The organism is Paraburkholderia sp. RAU2J (assembly GCF_003634845.1).
GTDB classification, from domain to species: Bacteria; Pseudomonadota; Gammaproteobacteria; order Burkholderiales; family Burkholderiaceae; genus Paraburkholderia; species Paraburkholderia fynbosensis.
In genome coordinates, this window is sequence record NZ_RBXG01000001.1 from 1 (window position 1) to 17374 (window position 17374).

19 protein-coding genes are annotated in these 17374 nt (G+C 62.0%); 13 read left to right on the top strand and 6 right to left on the bottom strand.

Translation table 11 applies throughout. The features are described 5' to 3' along the window. Nucleotides 1–139: 139 nt before the first annotated feature. The 8 genes from B0G69_RS00005 (at nt 140) to B0G69_RS00040 (ending at nt 6728) form a co-directional block, all read left to right on the top strand. Nucleotides 140–751, top strand: coding sequence for a TIGR00645 family protein (locus B0G69_RS00005; protein ID WP_121315103.1), 612 nt, complete (start codon nt 140–142; stop codon nt 749–751). Between the two features lie 54 nt (nt 752–805). Then, the gene (locus B0G69_RS00010) at nt 806–2329 is read left to right on the top strand and encodes a fumarate hydratase (RefSeq protein WP_121315104.1); all 1524 of its coding nucleotides are present in this window, start codon (nt 806–808) and stop codon (nt 2327–2329) included. A 191-nt stretch (nt 2330–2520) separates the two neighbouring features. Continuing rightward, on the top strand, nt 2521–3000 hold the full coding sequence (gene bfr / locus B0G69_RS00015; RefSeq protein ID WP_121315105.1) for a bacterioferritin: 480 nt from the start codon (nt 2521–2523) through the stop codon (nt 2998–3000). 165 nt (nt 3001–3165) lie between these two features. Beyond that, on the top strand, nt 3166–4053 hold the full coding sequence (gene murI / locus B0G69_RS00020; RefSeq protein WP_121315106.1) for a glutamate racemase: 888 nt from the start codon (nt 3166–3168) through the stop codon (nt 4051–4053). A 220-nt stretch (nt 4054–4273) separates the two neighbouring features. Continuing rightward, nucleotides 4274–4516 carry a (2Fe-2S)-binding protein gene (locus B0G69_RS00025; protein WP_121315107.1) on the top strand — a complete coding sequence of 81 codons (243 nt, stop codon included), beginning with the start codon at nt 4274–4276 and terminating at the stop codon, nt 4514–4516. 281 nt (nt 4517–4797) lie between these two features. Continuing rightward, nucleotides 4798–5535 carry an energy transducer TonB gene (locus tag B0G69_RS00030; protein WP_121315108.1) on the top strand — a complete coding sequence of 246 codons (738 nt, stop codon included), beginning with the start codon at nt 4798–4800 and terminating at the stop codon, nt 5533–5535. 25 nt (nt 5536–5560) lie between these two features. After that, nucleotides 5561–6292, top strand: a complete 732-nt coding sequence (locus tag B0G69_RS00035; RefSeq protein WP_121315109.1) for a MotA/TolQ/ExbB proton channel family protein — start codon at nt 5561–5563, stop codon at nt 6290–6292. A gap of 16 nt (nt 6293–6308) precedes the next feature. Continuing rightward, complete coding sequence (locus B0G69_RS00040) at nt 6309–6728, top strand: biopolymer transporter ExbD (protein ID WP_121315110.1); 420 nt, start codon at nt 6309–6311, stop codon at nt 6726–6728. A 402-nt stretch (nt 6729–7130) separates the two neighbouring features. Here B0G69_RS00040 and B0G69_RS00045 read toward each other — a convergent pair whose 3' ends face one another. After that, a complete protein-coding gene (locus tag B0G69_RS00045; RefSeq protein WP_121315111.1) occupies nt 7131–8117 on the bottom strand; it encodes a LysR family transcriptional regulator in 987 nt (328 codons plus the stop codon). 122 nt (nt 8118–8239) lie between these two features. On the opposite strand from B0G69_RS00045, the gene B0G69_RS00050 reads away from it, so the two are divergent. The 4 genes from B0G69_RS00050 (at nt 8240) to B0G69_RS00065 (ending at nt 10812) form a co-directional block, all read left to right on the top strand. Beyond that, nucleotides 8240–9118 carry a pirin family protein gene (locus tag B0G69_RS00050; RefSeq protein WP_121315112.1) on the top strand — a complete coding sequence of 293 codons (879 nt, stop codon included), beginning with the start codon at nt 8240–8242 and terminating at the stop codon, nt 9116–9118. Between the two features lie 270 nt (nt 9119–9388). Then, nucleotides 9389–9787, top strand: a complete 399-nt coding sequence (locus tag B0G69_RS00055; protein WP_121315113.1) for an OsmC family protein — start codon at nt 9389–9391, stop codon at nt 9785–9787. A gap of 86 nt (nt 9788–9873) precedes the next feature. Beyond that, nucleotides 9874–10356: an SRPBCC family protein gene (locus tag B0G69_RS00060; RefSeq protein WP_121315114.1), complete on the top strand. Its 483-nt coding sequence runs from the start codon at nt 9874–9876 to the stop codon at nt 10354–10356. Between the two features lie 195 nt (nt 10357–10551). Further along, on the top strand, nt 10552–10812 hold the full coding sequence (locus tag B0G69_RS00065) for a hemin uptake protein HemP (protein ID WP_121315115.1): 261 nt from the start codon (nt 10552–10554) through the stop codon (nt 10810–10812). Between the two features lie 313 nt (nt 10813–11125). On the opposite strand, the gene B0G69_RS00070 is transcribed toward B0G69_RS00065, so the two are convergent. The 4 genes from B0G69_RS00070 to B0G69_RS00085 all read right to left on the bottom strand — a co-directional run bounded on the left by B0G69_RS00070 (nt 11126) and on the right by B0G69_RS00085 (nt 14492). After that, a complete protein-coding gene (locus B0G69_RS00070; RefSeq protein WP_121315116.1) occupies nt 11126–12532 on the bottom strand; it encodes a 4Fe-4S binding protein in 1407 nt (468 codons plus the stop codon). Continuing rightward, nucleotides 12529–13374 (bottom strand): FTR1 family protein, encoded by an 846-nt coding sequence (locus tag B0G69_RS00075; RefSeq protein WP_121315117.1) that lies wholly within the window; start codon nt 13372–13374, stop codon nt 12529–12531. Before B0G69_RS00075 ends, B0G69_RS00070 begins: the two co-directional genes overlap by 4 nt. Nucleotides 13375–13459: 85 nt before the next feature. Further along, nucleotides 13460–13792 carry a cupredoxin domain-containing protein gene (locus tag B0G69_RS00080; RefSeq protein ID WP_121318964.1) on the bottom strand — a complete coding sequence of 111 codons (333 nt, stop codon included), beginning with the start codon at nt 13790–13792 and terminating at the stop codon, nt 13460–13462. A gap of 151 nt (nt 13793–13943) precedes the next feature. After that, nucleotides 13944–14492 (bottom strand): iron transporter, encoded by a 549-nt coding sequence (locus B0G69_RS00085; RefSeq protein WP_121315118.1) that lies wholly within the window; start codon nt 14490–14492, stop codon nt 13944–13946. Between B0G69_RS00085 and B0G69_RS40530 the strand changes: the two genes are divergently transcribed. Beyond that, nucleotides 14477–14716 carry a hypothetical protein gene (locus tag B0G69_RS40530; RefSeq protein WP_147440676.1) on the top strand — a complete coding sequence of 80 codons (240 nt, stop codon included), beginning with the start codon at nt 14477–14479 and terminating at the stop codon, nt 14714–14716. The genes B0G69_RS00085 and B0G69_RS40530 overlap by 16 nt on opposite strands. A gap of 112 nt (nt 14717–14828) precedes the next feature. Here B0G69_RS40530 and uvrB read toward each other — a convergent pair whose 3' ends face one another. Continuing rightward, a complete protein-coding gene (gene uvrB, locus B0G69_RS00090) occupies nt 14829–16922 on the bottom strand; it encodes an excinuclease ABC subunit UvrB (protein WP_121315119.1) in 2094 nt (697 codons plus the stop codon). Nucleotides 16923–17374 lie beyond the last annotated feature (452 nt).

Below are 17374 nucleotides of genomic sequence, written 5' to 3' on the forward strand. Positions count from 1 at the left end.
CAAGCTTACCCGGCGCTCTCACGCCGTGCGCCGCGCCGTCTGCGCATGGTTTGCGTGTCCGATCCACGTGCGTCATCGCACACCGGGTCCGCGCATTTGGTCCGTGTTCCGTCACCTGCGTTTCATCTGACTCTTGCCTATGTCCGCTACGCGACCCGCCTCCGCCCGTCAGCGCCGCCCGATGCGTCCGCTGCCCGTCATCATCTTCATGAGCCGCTGGCTGCAGGTGCCGCTCTACCTGGGCCTGATCATCGCGCAAGCTGTCTACGTGGTGCTGTTCCTCAAGGAAGTCTGGCATCTGGTCACGGCATCGATGACGCTCGACGAAACCAACATCATGCTGGTCGTGCTCGGCCTGATCGATGTGGTGATGATCTCGAACCTGCTGATCATGGTGATCATCGGCGGGTATGAAACCTTCGTCTCGCGCCTGGGCGTCGAGGGTCATCCGGACGAACCGGAATGGCTCGACCACGTGAACGCCGGCGTGCTCAAAGTCAAATTGTCGATGGCGCTGATCAGCATCTCGTCGATCCATCTGCTGAAGACCTTCATCAGCCCCGACCAGAACACGACTCACACGATCATGTGGCAGGTCATCATCCACGTGGCGTTCCTCGTGTCCGCGCTGGTGATGGCGCTGGTCGACCGCCTCACCACGCATACGCATCCCAAGCATTTCGAAGAGCCCGCGGTGCTGCATGCCGTGGGTTCCGCAAAAGGTTCCACTCCCCTGAAGGCGCACGACTGACCGCACCGCGCTGCGATCGGAAAACAAGCGCCGTTGTCCCCACTGAGCCAAGCCATGACCGTCATCAAACAGGAAGATCTGATTCAGAGCATTGCTGATTCGCTTCAGTACATCAGCTATTACCACCCGCTCGACTACATCCAGGCCTTGGGCCGCGCTTACGAGCTCGAACAGAGTCCGGCGGCGAAAGACGCCATCGCGCAGATTCTCACCAACAGCCGTATGTGCGCGGAAGGCAAGCGCCCGATCTGTCAGGACACCGGTATCGTCACGGTGTTCGTGAAGGTCGGCATGGACGTGCGTTGGGACGGCGCGACGATGGGCGTCACCGACATGATCAACGAAGGCGTGCGCCGTGGTTATCTGAACCCGGACAACGTGCTGCGCGCGTCGATCGTGAGTCCGCCCGAAGGCGCACGCAAGAACACGAAGGACAACACGCCGGCCGTGATCCACTACGAGATCGTGCCGGGCAACACCGTCGACGTGCAGGTCGCGGCCAAGGGCGGCGGTTCGGAAAACAAGTCGAAGTTCGCGATGCTCAATCCGTCGGATTCGATCGTCGACTGGATTCTCAAGACCGTGCCGACCATGGGCGCGGGCTGGTGCCCGCCGGGCATGCTCGGCATCGGCATCGGCGGTACGGCTGAAAAAGCGATGGTGATGGCCAAGGAATCGCTGATGGACCCGATCGACATTCAGGACGTGATCGCACGCGGCCCGAAGGACTGGATCGAAGAGCTGCGCGTGGAACTGCATGAGAAGGTCAATGCGCTCGGTATCGGTGCACAGGGACTTGGTGGCCTCGCCACCGTGCTCGATGTGAAGATCATGGCCGCGCCGACGCACGCCGCGTCCAAGCCGATCGCGATCATCCCGAACTGCGCCGCCACGCGACACGCACACTTCACGCTCGACGGCTCCGGCGTCGCGAAGCTCGAAGCGCCGTCGCTCGACGCATGGCCGAAAGTGCAGTGGGAACCGAACACGGAAACCAGTAAGCGTGTCGACCTGAATACGCTGACGCCGGAAGAAGTTGCCGGTTGGACGCCGGGCCAAACGCTGCTGCTGTCAGGCAAGATGTTGACGGGCCGCGATGCCGCGCACAAGCGCATCGCCGACATGCTGGCGAAGGGCGAAAAGCTGCCGGTCGATTTCACGAACCGCGTGATCTACTACGTCGGCCCGGTCGATCCGGTGCGCGACGAAGCAGTCGGCCCGGCAGGCCCGACCACGGCCACGCGCATGGACAAGTTCACCGAAACGATGCTCTCGCAAACGGGCCTCATTTCGATGATCGGCAAGGCCGAGCGCGGACCGGTTGCGATCGAGGCGATCAAGAAGCACAAGGCCGCGTATCTGATGGCCGTGGGCGGCGCGGCGTATCTCGTGTCGAAAGCGATTCGCAGCGCAAAGGTGCTTGCGTTCGAAGACCTGGGTATGGAAGCGATCTACGAGTTCGACGTGCAGGACATGCCGGTGACGGTCGCAGTCGATTCGAACGGCACATCGGTCCATCAGACCGGGCCGAAGGAATGGCAGGCGAAGATCGGCAAGATTCCGGTTGCGACGGTTTGATCGAGACCAGGATCAATTGACAAAACCAGAAACCGGGGCCTCGTGTCTCGGTTTTTTTTTACAACCCGATGAGAACAATAAGCAACACGCGAAAAACCTTCAAAATCAAGCGTAAAACTGAATTTTGGCCTTGGCTTTTCGGGCGTCGGCGTTTATCGTTCTGGGAAATTGAACCCCATTAAGGACACATCATGCAAGGCGATAAGAAGGTCATCGAATATCTCAACGCTCAATTGAAAAACGAGCTGACCGCCATCAACCAGTACTTCCTGCATGCACGCATGTATCGTCACTGGGGTCTGGAAAAACTCGGCAAGCACGAATACGACGAGTCGATCGGTGAGATGAAGCACGCCGACTGGCTCATCGAACGCATTTTCATGCTCGACGGTCTGCCGAATCTGCAGGATCTCCATAAGCTGCTGATCGGTGAGGAAACCAAAGAAATCCTCGAATGCGATCTGAAGCTCGAACAGATTTCGCAGAGCACCTGCAAGGAAGCAATCGTGTATTGCGAATCCGTCCGCGATTTCATCTCGCGCGAAATCTTCACGAAGATTCTCGACGACACGGAAGAACACATCGACTGGCTCGAAACCCAACTCGATCTGATCGACAAGGTCGGCATCCAGAACTACCAGCAAAGCGCAATGGGCACGGTCGAATCCTGATCGACCCGCGCTGAAAACAGCCCGCGCGACTCAGGGCCAGCTCATGAGCCAAGTCACTTGTCCCGGCATTCGCCATGACCGGGTCCGCGCGGGCGATATACTTGCGCACCTTCCCGTTTTTCCGACCATCCCTTGACCGTCGCGCCATGCGCGCGCTCTTCGCCTATGCCTGCACAATCGCCGTCCCCGACTGTCCCGACATTTACCTCGGGCGCTGCTTCGAGCGCGCCGGTCGGCATTTTCGATTCGGGCCTCGGCGGTTTGTCGGTGTTGAGGGCGGTTCGGGCGCAACTGCCTGACGAAGCCATCCTGTATGTCGCCGATTCGTTCTACGCGCCGTATGGCGAGCGCGACGACGACTTCATCGCCGACCGCACGCTCGCGATCGGCGAATGGCTGGTCAAGCAAGGTGCGAAAGCGCTGGTGGTCGCCTGCAACACGGCGACCGCGCAATCCATCGCCCTGGTGCGCGAAAAACTGCCCATTCCACTAGTGGGCGTCGAACCCGGCATCAAGCCGGCTGCGCTGCAGTCCAGAACCCGCGTCGCCGGCGTGCTCGCCACCCAGGTAACCTTGCGCAGCGTCCGCTTTCAGGGACTGCTCGAGCGCTATGCCGCCGACTGCCGTTTCCTGTGCCAACCGGGCCATGGACTCGTGCAGGCAGTCGAGCGCTGCGACGTCGGCTCGGCCGAGTTGCGCACGCTGCTGCGCGGCTATCTTCAGCCGATGCTCGATGCCGGCGCCGACACCCTGGTGCTCGGCTGCACCCATTACCCGTTTCTGGATGCGGCGATTCGTGACATCGTTGGCGATCGGCTCACGCTGATCGACACGAGCGTCGCCATCGCGCGTCAACTGGCACGCGTGCTGGACCAACACGGTCTGCGCGCCGCCACGGAAAAGGCAGGCGCCGCGCTGCCCCGTTTTTATTCGACCGGCGACGGCACGCATCAGCAGCAGCTCGCGGCCACCCTCCTGCATATCGACGCAGCGGTTGAACAGGTGCAGATTCCTTCGCGCCGTACGGCGGCGCCGGACTCCCAAGCCGCGTGAAAACCGCATGGCCAGTGCGTTATGACGTCCACCCGAGGCGTTACTGCACACGTTTCGGGCATTTTTTGGGCCCTATCCGCCGATAGTCGTCCACCGTCAACCCATAGATGAAACCCTTCTAAGAGTCTGGTTTTGTTACAAAAAATCAGGCAGGGCTCTTGCCAAACGGCCCAAACAAAATGATAATAATTCGCATTAACGTTAGCTATGACGTCCTGCCATGATTGTCTGTGTCTGCAAATCCGTTTCTGACCGCACCATCCGTTCCTCGATCGCGGATGGCGTCGACTCGTTCGACGAGCTTCAGTTCGAGCTGGGCGTCGCTTCCTGCTGCGGCAAATGCGAAGCGTCCGTGCGCGACGTCATGCTGCAAAGCGGCGTGTGCGCCAGCCGCTGCGGCGTCGGCACCGAGCTTCATCCGCAGGCTGTCCCGCTGACATTTTACGAACGCAAAGCCGCCTGAAGGCTGCTTTCGGGCGCGGCGCGAACCGTTGCCCAAGGAACGCCCGGCATCCCGCCGTTTCAGGCGCCGTTTCAAGCGCTGCATCACGCGTTATCCCCACTGCCGTCAGCAAGCCAGTATCCGTATTCGTACCAGCCAGCTACCCGCTCACCCATCAAAAGGAGTTCGAGGTGGAATTGCTGATTGGTTTCGTGACTACTTTATTTATTTCGCTGCTGATCTTCCGAATATGACGATGTCTTGTCTGACGTGTTGCTCCCACAGCGCGCTGCCGCGCTAACATGCAGGTCTTGCCTACTGTCCCAGCCGGCGCGAAGCCGGCTTCGTCCGCTCGTATGAACTCCCGTGCGTTGACTGCGACCGCCGTCGTGGCGGTGATCCACGTTAGCTTGCTTGCTGTGATCATGACGCTGCGTCACGAGCCCGTGCAGCCCACGCTCGAATCGCACGTGATGACCGCGCAGTTGTTGCCGCCCGCGCCGCTCGCCGCGCCGGTCGCGATGGAATCCGTCGCGCCGCCACCGCCGAAGCCGGCGCCACCGGTTCGTACGAAGCCCAAGGTGCAGCCGAAGCCGACTCCGACGCCCAAACCGACGCCGACGCCCTTGCCTCAGGCAGCCGCACCGTCCCCGACGCCTGTCGCGGCGCCCGATCCGACGCCGCCCGCGCCCGCCGCACCGGCGACGCCTCCGGCTGAGGCCGCACCGGCAATCGGCCGTCAGACGATGGAAATCAGCGCGCCCAAGAACGTCTCGCACCTCGACTGCAGCATCGCCAAACCGGAGTACCCGACGCTCTCGAAGCGGCGCGGCGAAACCGGCACCGCGTATGTGAAGTTCGTGGTCGGCCTGACGGGCAGGCTCGAAAACATCGAGTTGAAGAAGAGCAGCGGCTTCAGCCGTCTCGACGATGCTGCGCTCGCCGCCGTGCGCGCGAGCGCCTGCAAACCGTATCTTGAGAACGGTCAGCCGATTCGAGCCGCGTACACCCAGCCTTACGACTTCAATCTGAACGATTGAAGCAGATTTTAAAAAAGGAATTGCAATGCAAAACTACGGTTTGGCGCACGTGTGGGCGCAAGGGGATTTCGTGACGCGCGGCATCGCGCTCGCGCTGCTGATCATGTCGGTGATGTCGTGGAGCGTGATCGTCATCAAAGGCTGGAATGTGATGCGCCTGAATCGCCTCACGAAGAATGCCGAACAAGCCTTCTGGCATTCGGACGATCTCGCCGACGGCGTGAAGAAACTCGGCGCCGGTTCGTCGACACCGCAGGACAACCCGTTCCTCGCGCTGGCGCTGTCGGGCCAGGAAGCGGCCGATCACCATCATCAAACGCAGCCGCATCTGCACGATCGCATGGACGTGTCGGACTGGGTCACGCGTTGCCTCAAGGACACGATGGATGAAAGCGTCGCGCGCATGCAGAGCGGTCTCGCGATTCTCGCGTCGATCGGCAGCACGGCGCCGTTCGTCGGTCTGTTCGGCACCGTGTGGGGCATCTACCACGCGCTGCTGGCTATCGGTGCGAGCGGCCAGTCGTCGATCGACCAGGTCGCCGGCCCGGTCGGCGAAGCGCTGATCATGACCGCGTTCGGCCTGTTCGTCGCGATTCCCGCTGTGCTCGGCTACAACGCACTGACGCGCGCCAACAAGGCCATCGTCGCCAAACTGAGCCGCTTTGCGCATGGCTTGCACGCGTTCTTCGTGACGGGCGCACGCCTGTCGTCGTCCAAGCGCGGCGATGGCCTGCGTCTCGCGACCCGCGCGAACTGATCGACGAGGCACTCCCATGGCAATGAGCCCCTTCGCCGGCGACGATGACGACGGCCTGATGAACGAGATCAACATGACGCCGCTCGTCGACGTGATGTTGGTTCTCCTGATCGTCTTCATGGTGACGATTCCGGTGATTCGTCACGCGGTCAAAATCGATCTGCCGCATGCAAGCAGTCAGAAAGAAGATACCAAGCCCGCGCAGGTGACGGTCGCGATCGACGCGCACGGCAACGTCCTGTGGAACGACCAGAAGGTCGACGAAGCAGCCTTGAGCGCGAAGATTGCAGAGGCCGCGCAGGCAAGCCCGCAACCGGAACTGCATCTGGACGCGGACCGCAAGGTCCCGTACGAGAAAGTGGCACAGGTGATGTCGGCGGCTCAGTCCGGCGGCCTCACGAAGATCGGTTTCGTCACGCAGCCCAAAGCCAGATAAACCTGGTAAGTAACGCTGCCCTGAAACCCGCGGCGCGTTACGCGGCAACTGCAAAAAAACGCGCAAAAGCCCCTGAAACAGGGGCCAAAAAGTAAAAGGCCCTCATCGTCAGATGAAGGCCTTTTTTTGTGCGCACTCGGCGCCTTCGGGCGGCGGGCTCATTTGCCGTCGGTCGCAGATTGACGGCTTCCTGGGTCACCGCATGCGACAGCCGTGATCGACACGGACAGCGCGCTCAGCCCTATCAGGCTCGCTATGATAGCGGCCATGAGTTTCCGCATAAGAGACTCCTTAGCGAAGGGATTTCACTATAGGCCTGCGAGCGCGCGCATTCAAGCAAACGGCCATTGAAAGTACTCATGACAGCCCACGCTTAAATGCTAAAAGCGATATCGCAACGCCCTACGACACGACCGCGAGCGATGCCTGCGCCGTGGCCGTCTCTTCGCGTACAGGACACTCGCCCATGATGTGCTTGCCGTCGTCCGGGTCGAGCATTTCGACCAGATAATCGACGAATGCGCGCACGGCCGGCACCATCCCCTGGCGTGACACGAATACGGCGTACAACTGCGGCGTCGGAAAGGTCCAGCCCGGCATCACTGGCGACAACTGCCCCGCGCGCAATGCTGCGCCATACATCATCTCCGGCAGCGCGGCGATGCCGACGCCGGCGAGTGCTGCTTCACGAATCGTCATCAGATCGGCGGTCACGAGACGCGGCTCATGTTCGTGCGCGTGACGCGTGCCGTCGGGCGAGATCAGGTTGTAGACGTGGCGGCCGTCGCCGGTCGGCACGTCTAGCGTTTCGAAGCGGTTCAGTTCGGTGGGCGTGAGCGGCGGCGCATTCTGCTGCAGCAGACTCGGTGCACCGACCAGCATCTGCTGGGTGCGCCACAGTGGCCGCACCACGATGTTGGCGTTTTCCGGCGGATCGGAACGCACACGCAGCGCGACGTCGATCGAGTCCTCGAACAGGTCGACCACGCGGTTCGTCACCCGCATCACCACTTTCACTTCGGGATAGCGGTGCATGAATTCCGGCAGGATCGTCGACAGGATCGTCTGCGAGACCGTGACCGGCACGCTGACACGCACGGTGCCGCGCGGCGACGAGCGCAGTTGCTGTACGACGTTGACCGCCGCCGCCGCCTCGCTCAGCATCGCCTGACAGTGCTGATAAAACAGGTGACCGGCCTCGGTCAGCGCGAGCTTGCGGGTGGAACGCTGCAGCAGGCGTACCCCCAACGACGCTTCGAGTTCCGTCAAACGGCGCGACAGGCGCGACTTCGAGATCCCCAGCACCCGCTCGGCGGCGGAAAAACCGCCATGTTCGACGACCTGCGAAAAGTACATCAGGTCATTCAGGTTGTGTGAATCGATCTTCATCTCATCGTTCCAGTAATAGAACAATCCATTGTGCGATGGTGGCTGGCACCTCTGAAAACGGTCCCTATAATAGCCCCATGTTTCAAAAATGACGCTATTCCCCATTTTTAGAGGTGATATTGATGAGCACGACACGCACGATCGAACGCACGTTTCCCGCCGTTCGCACGACCGAGGGCGGCGGCTTTATCGTCCACCGCCCGTTTCCCACTCGCTTGCTGATGGACTTCGATCCGTTCCTGCTGCTCGATGAAATGGGTCCGATCGACTACGCGCCGGGCGAGGCCAAAGGCGCACCCGATCATCCGCACCGCGGCTTCGAAACGGTCACTTACGTGCTGGAGGGGCAGTTCGGCCACAAGGATTCGGCGGGACATTCGGGCACGTTGCATGCCGGCGACGTGCAATGGATGACCGCCGGCGCGGGCGTCGTGCACAGCGAGATGCCGGACCCGTCGTTCGTGCGCACGGGCGGCCGCGTGCACGGCCTGCAGCTGTGGGTGAATCTGCCGCGTCGCGACAAGATGATCGCGCCGCGCTACCAGGAAATACCGTCGGCGAGCATTCCGGTCGCGACGTCCGCGGACGGCAAGGTGCGCGTCAAGGTGATCGCCGGTGAAGCGCTCGGCATGAAGGCCGCAATCGAAACTCGCACGCCGATCCTGTATCAGCATTTCTCTCTGCAGCCCGGCGCGACGATCCGGCAACCGGTGCCAGCCGATTATCGCGTGTTCGCGTATGGCTTGTCCGGCAAGGGCTTCTATGGCGAGGGTGAAGCACGCCAGTTGATCGACGCCCAGCAGATGGTCGTGTTCCAGAACGATGGCGACACGGTCACGCTGAGCGCCGGCGAAGAGCCGCTTGAAGTGCTGCTGCTGGGTGGCGTCCCGCTGAAGGAGCCGGTGGTGCGCTATGGCCCGTTCGTCATGAATACCGAGGACGAGATCCGCCAGGCCGTCATCGACTATCAGGCCGGACGCATGGGCGAGATCACGCACTGAGTGGGCGGCGGCGGCGGCCCGCAGCGATCACGTGGCGGCCATAGCTTGCCGCCGCCCTAGCGATGAGTGCTGCCACCAGCAACACGAGCGCGGCGCGGAAAGCCTCCCGCGCGGCCCCGCGCCGGTTGCATCCGCCCCGCACACACCTCATCCCAAGGCGCGAAGGCGGGCAATTTCGGTCACAATAGCGTCTCATGCTGCGCGCCACGGCGCTTCATCGAATGAGGCTCGGCGCGCGGCGATTTTCCGTCCTGTTCAGGAGCCGCACGCATGGCAGAGCCTACCGTCACCGCCCATATCGGTTCGACGAATTTCCAGGTCATTTTCGACGACGGCAAGCACACGTGGCTCGCCGACGAACCCGAGTCGCTCGGCGGCGGCGATCGCGGGCCGACGCCCGTTTCGCTACTGCTATCGAGCCTCGGCGCCTGCACGTCGATCACGCTGAAGATGTACGCTCAGCGCAAGGAGTGGCCGCTGACGGATGTGCGCGTGACCCTGTCGCTCGAAACCGGCGACGCGGGCACGGCCATCGACCGTAAGATCGTGCTCGAAGGCGATCTGTCCGAGGAGCAGCGGGAACGGCTCTTGCAAATCGCCAATGCGTGCCCAGTCCACAAAATCCTTACGCATTCGATCACGATCCGCTCGGGGCTCGCCGTCGCGTAACGCGGTGGTGGTCCGAAAGGCACCCCGCACTGACAGGGCAGCATGCAATCTGACGCAACGCAGCGCTTTCATAGGAAGCTGTCGACTTGAATTTCGAACACCTTATCCAGATCAACGATCCGTTGAATCCCTTTGTCGACTCGATGACCCGCGAGCAGTTGTGGGAGGGGCTCGTGCTGCGCGCCGAGCAGCCGCAACTATTCGTGATTGGGCTCGACAGCTGTACGATTCTGTCGCGCGAAGGGAATGTCCTCGAACGGGAATTGCATTACGGCCAGGCCACCGTGCGCGATCGCGTCACGCTGCAGGCGAGCCAGAGCGTGCGCTACGACATCCTGCCGACTAAAGACTACGTAGGCGGCTCGCTGACGATGACCATCGAACAGCCGGACGAACTGCAACTGTTCCTGCGTTTCGAGTACGCGACCACGCTGCCCGTCTCCACCGACCAGGACGCCGTGCAGACGCAGGAAATCGTGAAATCGGCGTATCGGGAGAACGACATCGATACCGTACGGCTGATCCGTCAGTATGTGCAGACCAAGCAGGAGCCCGGTTCGCTGCATTGAATTGCGCGCGGGCGCCTGCCCGGGCCGCCGCCGCGCTTGTCTTGCGAGCCGCCCGCTGAAGGCGGCCTCTCGCCCCTTTTCTCTGCTCGTTCACGTGGCTATCAAAACGAAAATCCGATGAATTTCTCTCGCTTGTAAATAGGAATAGTTATCATTTAGAATAAATCCATCGAATCGACGAACAAGCCAAAACGAATGAACGATCTCAACCGCCCTTCCACGCTCAGCCTGCGCCGCCCGGCGGCCGCGCTGACCAGCCGCCCGAAATCGTCGACGGCGAGCACTTGCGCCGCCAAGCCTGCTGCGGAGCGTGCAAACGGCTCGAGCGAGACATCGGAACGGGTCGTGCGCAGCGACGCATTGCTGCAGGGACATAGTCACATCAGCATCGTGCATAACGGCGAAACCTACCAGCTGCGTGCCACGCGCTTAGGCAAGCTGATCCTGACCAAGTAGGAACGAAACAGAGGTAAGTACCGGGTATTGTGGGGACCACCTCCTCGAGAGGTGTTGGGCATTAGCCAGCCACGACGGCTTGCACGTGAGAACTAGACCCCTTCGTGCAGACACCAAGCCAGCCGTCGCAGCCAGCCAGGCCGCTTTTTTGGTTCTCGCCCAGCGCGGATGCACGAAAACGCCGTGTGTCGCTCAGCAGAAAATGAAAAAGCCGTGGGATGAATGTCATCCCACGGCTTTTTGTTCGTGCCGCGGCGGCGGTGTTCCTGCAACCGCGGCCTTGCGGCAGCCCGGAACCCGACGTTGTTCCAGCCTACTTCGAAGCCCAGCCCCAGAACATCAGCCACCACGCGCTATCGACCACGGCCAGCGCCGCGACGAACCACAGCATCGCGAGGCCGCGCTGCACGAAGCGCTCGCTATAGCGGCGCGTGACGAGCCAGGCAAGCCATGCGCTCCACAGATTGGCGATCGCCAGAATCGTGATGCGCAGATCCGACGCCCACCACAGCGACACATGCTCCGCGCGCAGCAGCGACAGCGTGGTAGCCGACAGCCCAAGAAACACGCCCGCGCCGGCGATCGGAATCAGCGCCTGCGTCAGATGATGCAGACGCACCGCGCTGAAGCGTCCGAGCATGCGCGTCGCGCCCGTTAGCAACAGCAGCAGCGCGGTGCCGTACACCAGCGCCGTCGCAAGGATGTAACCGATCACCATCGTGCCGTCGAGCCACGAAAACACGTCGTTCTGCTCGGGGTAATGCGTGAACAGGAACCACGGCGCGTTGGTGTCGAGCGGCCAGGTGATGTCGTGATCGATCAGCCACGTCGCGAAGAACATCTTCAGGTCGATGAACCAGCGCGAGGCGGTCCAGTGGAATGCGCCGATCGCGATGCCGAGCAGGCCGTACAGGATCAACGCGGTGTCCCACGGGTTCGCCTGCTTGTCGCCGAGTTGCACGACTTCCGACGACGGCGCGCGCCACGTCAGCGCAATCGCGTCACGGTGTCCGCTGCACCGGCCGCACATATGACAGTCCGACGCGCCCTTCATATTGCGCAACGGCACGAGCGGTGCGCAATTGATCGGAATCACGCGATGGCCATGCTCGCCGTTCTTGTAAGAACGGCGCCACGCGTCTTCGTCGACCTTGTAGTGGAACGGCGCGAGGCGCGCCAGAAGGGAGAAAACCCCGTTGACGGGGCACAGATACTTGCACCAGACACGCTTCTCCCGCCCGTATAGCAAGCCGATGATGATCGCCGCGAAGGTCGAGCCGCCGAGCACCAGCAGCACGGCCTTCGGATACTGGTACACGCTCACCATCTGACCGTAGATGGTCGTGATGCCGAACGCGACGAATGGCCAGCCGCCCCAGCGCATCCAGCGCGGAATGGCCCAGCCGCGGCCGAACTTGCTGGCGAATTCGGCGAGCGCGCCTTCCGGACAGAGCACGCCGCACCAGACCCGGCCGAGCATCACCATCGACAGCAACACGAACGGCCACCAGATGCCCCAGAACACGAACTGCGCGGCAAGCGTCAGGTTGTTCCAGAGATGCGCAGTGTCGTCCGGCAGCGGCATCACCGCCGGCACGATGATCAGGAACGCGTAGAGCGCCACCACGATCCACTGAATGCCGCGGATGACTGCGCCGTGACGCTGCATCCATTGTCCCGCCGCCGCGAGGCGCCCGGGGCGGGTCATGACGGTGCTCATGCCGCGCGTCCCGCTGTCCGCTGCACCGGCTTGCGATTCGCCCGGCGCAGCAGCAGATAGACGACCGCCCAGTACACCGCGTACGCCAGCAGATTCATCAGCGCCGGATGAGCGCGATAGCCAGTCAGCGTCGAAACCAGCGAACCGAAGGTGCTCGAGTCGTCGAGGATCGCCGAGGAATTCCACATCTGGTTGACGAGCGTCGGCAGGATTTCCTTGTCGATCAGCTTGTCGACACCGGTCTGGAACAGACCGGCGCCAAGGAACAGCAGCATGATTTCGGTGACGCGGAAAAAGAGCCGCCACGAGAAGATCTTGCCGCCCAGCTGCAGCAGGTAGAACGTGAGGAACGCGAGACCGAGGCCGATCACGACCGCGAGCATCTGGCTGCCGTCCACGTGGCCCGACTGGCCGAAGCCGAGGCCGTACAGGAAGATCACCGTTTCGCTGCCTTCACGCGCGATCGCCAGTGCGACCAGCAACGCGACACCCCACCAGTTCGAATCGCGCTGACTCTTTTGCAGCGACTGTTCCATGTCGCGCTTCAAGGTCCGGCCGTGCTGCTTCATCCACAGCACCATCTGCACGATCAGCACGCAGGCGACCAGCACCATCGCGGTCTGAAAATAATCCTGCGCGTCACCCGAGAGCACTTCGGTGAAGCCCACCAGCGCCGCGCCGAGGGCGACCGCCGCGATCACACCGGCCGCGACGCCACCCCACAGGTACGGCAAGCCGCGGCGCGCATCGTCGTCGCCGTTTTTCAACCACGCGTACAGGATGCCGACGACCAGCAAGGCCTCGACGCTTTCCCGCCATACGATGAACAGAATCTGCCCCATCCAAGCTCTCCCTTCGTTCCTTCTACCGCTCACTGCCTGAAAAAGAATGCGGCGCCCCGTAGTCGCGCGCCTGCATTCCAGGCCATTACTTCGCGACGATCACACCCTGCGCCTGCTGGTGGAAATCGTCGAAAAACTTGTATTCGCCCGGCTCCAGCGGAGCAATCACGACGAACGAATCCGCGCCCGGCGCCAACACCTTCTCTTTACGCAACTGCACGCTTTCGAATTCGGCAGCGCCTTTGCCGGTGTTGCGCACTTCGATCTTGATGCGCTGCCCCGCCGGCACTTCGATGCGCGCCGGGGTGAGCTTGCCGTCGTTCATTTCCAGCTTGAAGGTCGGCAGGTCGGCTGCGTGGGCCGCGCCCGCGAGCAACGCCGTAGCGGCGAGCAGCGCGATCTTTCGGTCGATTCTCATTAGCCTTTCCAGAAATCGCGGCGCGCCGACGTCGATCATCGGCGCCCCGTCTGTGCTGCATTCACTCATTCGCCCAATCGTCGCCGCCCGGCCATGCGCTCGAGCGGGGCCTGACGGCGTGACCGGCGGGCAATCCACCACGATCGGCGGATCAGTAACCGCCCTTCTTGCCGATACCGGCGAAGGTGAAGTCATAGTCGAGCGTGAACGGCTTGAACCACGGGCCCACGCCGGTTTCCTTGTCGACGTGGCGGCCGAAAGCCATGTGGCCAGTCTGCATCGGCGGTTCGACGATCAGCTTCAGGTGATACTTGCCCGGGCCTTGCAGCTTGACGTTGTCGCCGTAGTGCGGGCCGTCGTTGGCGACCATCGCCATCAGGTCGCCCTTCTGCGTCTGATTCGAACCGGCTTTCGTCAGCTCGTAGCGAATTTGCAGATACGGCATCCAGTCGCCTTCGGCGAAACCGGTCGGATTGTTCTTGACGGCGTGGACATCCGCTTCGAGGTGGATGTCCGAATCCGACGCCTTGCGCATCATGCCTTCCGGTTCCATGGTGATTGGCTGCAGGTACACCGCGCCGATTTCCATGCCACCCTGAATCTGTTGCTTGCCGATCGGGTATTCCGCAGCCGTCGCCGACAAAGCCGCCACTGCGGCGACCGCGGCTGCGCCGCCGCGCACAAATGAACAAATCCGCATTGAAACTCCTTGTTTTTATCAGACTGGAATCGAATCCATTGGAACAGCGCGTCGGCGAGCCTGATGCGATGGCCCTCGCCTTTCGGCAGGCGATCGACCGGCCAGTGCAATCGCCTACAAAAACATTAAATGCGAACCATTCTCAATATTGGGCGAGTTTATCATTGATCGCCAGGGAGAACAAATATCGACGTTCGCAAAGCCTTGTCGCAAAAGGGCCTTAAGGCTGCTTTAAGAAAGCGCGTAGCGGGGAACGGCGCAGTGAGCTGGGAGGGGTGGGTCGCTGCAACTTGACAGGGCGCGACAGGTTGCCGCGCCCTAAGGTGGAAAGAGGCCTTATTCGACGCCCGAGACGTGATCGCCGACATTCGCGCCGAACACACGCTGGCGCAACAGCGCCAACTGGTCGCGAGTCTGCGCGGCCTTTTCGAACTCGAGGTTCTTGGCGTGCTCCATCATCTGTTTTTCGAGACGCTTCAGTTCCTTGGCGAGTTGCTTCTCGGACATGTCCTCGAATTTCGCGCGCGTTTGCTGCTCCTTCAGTTCGGCGCGCGCGTCGTCGACGTTGTACACACCGTCGATGATGTCGCGAATACGCTTGACCACCCCGCGCGGCGTAATGCCGTTCGCGAGGTTGAAGGCAATCTGCTTGGCGCGCCGCCGCTCGGTTTCGTCGATCGCGCGGCGCATCGAGTCCGTCACCTTGTCCGCGTACAGGATCGCCTTGCCGTTCACATTGCGCGCTGCCCGGCCGATGGTCTGGATCAGCGAGCGCTCGGCGCGCAGAAAACCTTCCTTGTCAGCGTCGAGAATCGCGACGAGCGACACCTCCGGAATATCCAGCCCTTCGCGCAGCAGGTTGATCCCGACCAGCACGTCGAAGGTGCCCAGCCGCAGATCGCGAATGATCTCGACCCGCTCCACCGTGTCGATGTCACTATGCAGATAGCGCACCTTGACGCCGTGGTCGGCCAGAAACTCGGTCAACTGCTCGGCCATCCGCTTGGTCAGCACCGTGACCAGCACCCGGTCGCCCACCTTGACGCGCTCGTTGATCTCGCCGAGCACGTCGTCGACCTGGCTGCGCGCCGGACGCACCTCGATTTCCGGATCGACGAGGCCGGTCGGACGCACCAGCTGCTCGGCGACCTGTCCGGCCGTTTTCTTCTCGTAATCCGCCGGCGTGGCCGACACGAACACGACCTGGCGCATCTTGCGCTCGAACTCGTTGAACTTGAGCGGCCGGTTATCCAGCGCCGAGGGCAGGCGGAAACCGTAGTCGACCAGATTTTCCTTGCGCGCCCGGTCGCCGTTGTACATGCCGTTCAACTGCCCGATCAGCACGTGCGACTCGTCGAGCATCATGATGGCGTCCGGCGGCAGGTAATCGACCAGGGTTGGCGGCGGCTCGCCCGGTGCGGCGCCGGAAAAGTGCCGCGAGTAGTTCTCGATGCCCTTGCAGAAACCCAGTTCCTGCAACATTTCCAGATCGAAGCGGGTGCGCTGTTCGAGCCGCTGCGCTTCGACGAGCTTGCCGTCGCTATAGAAGAATTCGAGCCGCTCGCGCAATTCGCTCTTGATCGTTTCGACCGCACGCACGACAGTGTCGCGCGGCGTCACATAGTGCGACGACGGATACACGGTGAAGCGAGGAATCTTCTGCCGCACGCGGCCGGTGAGCGGATCGAACAGTTGCAGCGTTTCGATTTCGTCGTCGAACAATTCGATGCGCACCGCCATTTCGGCATGTTCGGCCGGGAAGATATCGATCGTGTCGCCGCGCACGCGGAACGAGCCGCGCTGGAAATCGGCTTCGTTGCGGTTGTACTGCATCGCGATCAGCCGCGCGATGATGTCGCGCTGGCCGAGCTTGTCGCCCGTGCGCAGCGTCAGAATCATCTTGTGATATTCGGACGGATTGCCGATACCGTAAATGGCCGACACCGTGCCGACGATCACCACGTCGCGCCGCTCCATCAGGCTCTTGGTAGCCGACAGCCGCATCTGCTCGATGTGCTCGTTGATCGAGGAGTCTTTCTCGATGAACAGGTCGCGCTGCGGCACGTACGCTTCGGGCTGGTAGTAGTCGTAGTACGAGACGAAGTACTCGACCGCATTGCGCGGAAAGAACTCGCGGAACTCCGAGTAAAGCTGCGCGGCGAGCGTCTTGTTCGGCGCAAACACGATCGCCGGGCGGCCGAGCCGCGCGATCGTGTTGGCCATCGTGAAGGTTTTGCCGGAGCCGGTCACGCCGAGCAGCGTCTGGAACGCGAGGCCGTCCTCGACGCCTTCGACGAGCGTGTCGATCGCCGTGGGCTGGTCGCCGGCGGGCGGGTACGGCTGGTAGAGCTGAAACGGCGAGCCCTCGAACGTGACGAATTTGGATTCGTCGAGCGTATCTTCGGCTTCAGTCAGATGTTGTTCGGACATGGGGACGGCACCGGGCCTTGGGCAAAGGACCATTCTAACGGGTTGCGGGAAACGCGGATCGAGCGGGTCTGCGTAGGGTTCGGAACGCCGCGGGCGGGTTTGCGGGCGTTCGGCGGTACCTTCGGCGGTACCTCATGTGACGATCCTCCACCTGAAAGATTCGTCGCCTTCCAGTCACATGTGGGCGGCTATGAAGAGGGTTCGCGCCGTGAGCGGATGGCCGCCTAGCGGCCCTCGCCGGGCGGCACTCCGGCAGATCCGTTGATGTCACATGGCGCCGGAGTGCCTGTTTTTCAAGCAAATAATTCCCTCCCGCCAGCCTGGTCGCCCGAAAAACGCGCGCGGATTCGTTACAATGCGAAGTTGCGCTCGCTTGCCGCTGTCCGCCGCCTGTTCGCGTTTTGCATCAGACGCCTCAGGTCGGGCCGTTCGCGCTCAGAGCCGCCCTCTTT